Here is a 2,132-nt window from a genome sequence, read left to right as displayed (position 1 = left end):
CGTTCGACGTCCGATCATCCATTGCCTTTCGACGGGCACGACAGGCGCGTCCCTCCGAAAGACGCCTCGGAGGGACCTGCTTGTCAGGTCCGATGATCGACGATCGATGATTCATTTCCCCTCGACGGGCACGACAAGCGTGCCCCTCCGATCGGAGCTTTTCCGGAGGGACCCGCTCGTCGGGTCCGCTACGCATTCCGCTGGTTTAAACGGCAGGGGCCATTCATGAATTGGCACGTTCCGATGAATCCTTGACGTGACCGCGCATTGCCCGGCGAAGCGAAAGCGGTTTTCCCACGCTGAGAAGCAGACGTGACATGCACGTCCCCCGGCAGGAAGTTTCACCTTGTGAAATCCCGCCGCCGACGCTACGATGTCGCCCGCTGTCGCAGGTTTCGGGCGCAAAGTGCCCGGTTTTCGCCCGGTCCGTTCCTGGGGACTGTGCCCAGTCTCAGGAGGACAGGCTGCCCAAAATAGCGGAAAAGAGGCACCCCAAGGCGAGCATCACGCTTCCTGCCGCTCTATTTTTTACACTCCCCCAATCAGCCCACAGCGATTAAAATTAGGTCAGCGAAGGTGTATTGTTGATGACGGAACGGCTGGGCGGGCTGATAACAACGCCTGGCCTGATGGTGAACAATTCCTCTTTTTGTGGATCCCAGCGATGAGATTGTCCGAACGCTCTTACTCGAGGGTGCCCCTCATCCTTCTTTGGACGGGACTTCTTGTCCTTGTCGGCAGCATTTCCGCGTGCGGAGATCCCGCCGGGCCGCGAGCCCAGGATCGCTACATCGCACGGACGATTGCCATCCGCCTTCCCCAGGGACATCTCACCAAACATCCCCTGGACGAGGAAATTTCGCGGCGGGCCTTCAAATTGTTCCTCAAGTCCCTCGACCCCATGAAACTCTATTTCTATCAATCTGATGTGGATCGCTTCGCTGAGAAACAGGACCAGTGGGCAGAGTTGCTCAAAAGTGGAGATATCAGCCCGGCGTATGAGATCTTTTCCGTTTTCCTGAAGCGGGTGGACGAACGGGTGGCCACCGCCCTCGACATCCTCAAACAGCCCCTCGATTTCACAAAGGACGAAGAGATCATCCGCGATCCCGATCTGCTCACCTATCCCAAAACTCCCGAAGAAGCCCGCGAACGCTGGCGGAAACGAATCAAGCTCGACCTCCTAGTTCTCAAGGCGGATAAAGAAACAAGCGGTGAGGCGGCCATCGAAAAACTCCAGCGCCGATACACGAGCTTCGCCAAACGGATTCATCAAACCGACGAGGACGAACTCCTTGAGACTTATCTCTCGGCCATCTGCGAATCTTATGACCCCCACACCAGCTACATGTCCCCCGAGACACTGGAAAACTTCGACATCACCATGAAACTCGAGCTGGAAGGCATCGGTGCGGCCCTCCAGTCGGAAGACGGCTACGTCGTGGTGAAACGCCTCATCCCGGGAGGAGCGGCAGCAAAAGACGGTCGCCTCAAAGTCGATGACAAAATCATCGGCGTGGGACAGGGCGAAGACGGCGAAATTGTCGACGTCGTCGATATGAAGCTTTCGGATGTCGTCAAACTCATCCGCGGGAAACGGGGTACGGTCGTTCGGCTGGAAGTGCTCCCCGCCGATGGCGGCCCCAAACAAATCATCACCATCACCCGTGAAAAAATCGAACTCACCGACAGCGAAGCCAAAGGACAGGTCTTTGAAGTGGGGCAAAAACCCGATGGCAAACCGTATCGTATCGGCGTCATCGACCTGCCCAGCTTTTACATGGACATGACGGGTGCCCGGCTGGGTATTCCTGAATTCCGCAGCACCACGCGCGATGTGCGGCGAATTCTGGAATCCTTCACCCAGCAGGGTGTGGATGGCGTCATTCTCGATCTCCGGCGAAACGGCGGCGGCTCCCTCCAGGAAGCCATCAACCTCACCGGTCTGTTCATCGAAAGTGGCCCCATCGTCCAGGTGAAGGATTCAGCAGGTCGGGTCATGGTTTACGACGACGAGGACAGCAGTGTCGCCTGGCGCGGGCCCCTCATCGTTCTCATCAGCAAATTCAGCGCGAGCGCCAGCGAAATCCTCGCCGGTGCCATCCAGGATTACCGTCGCGGACTCATCGTCG

The 2,132-nt window shown here is 57.7% G+C and carries 1 protein-coding gene; it reads left to right on the top strand.

Translation table 11 applies throughout. From position 1 onward, the window contains the following. Positions 1-664 precede the first annotated feature (664 nt). Positions 665-2,132 (top strand): S41 family peptidase (locus H5U08_RS16635; RefSeq protein ID WP_297035627.1); only part of this gene is annotated, 1,468 nt, incomplete at its 3' end.

This window comes from Thermogutta sp. (assembly GCF_014359955.1).
Lineage (GTDB): Bacteria > Planctomycetota > Planctomycetia > Pirellulales > Thermoguttaceae > Thermogutta.
The sequence above is the reverse complement of the archived record's forward strand: the minus strand, read 5'-3'. Positions and strand labels throughout refer to the sequence as shown.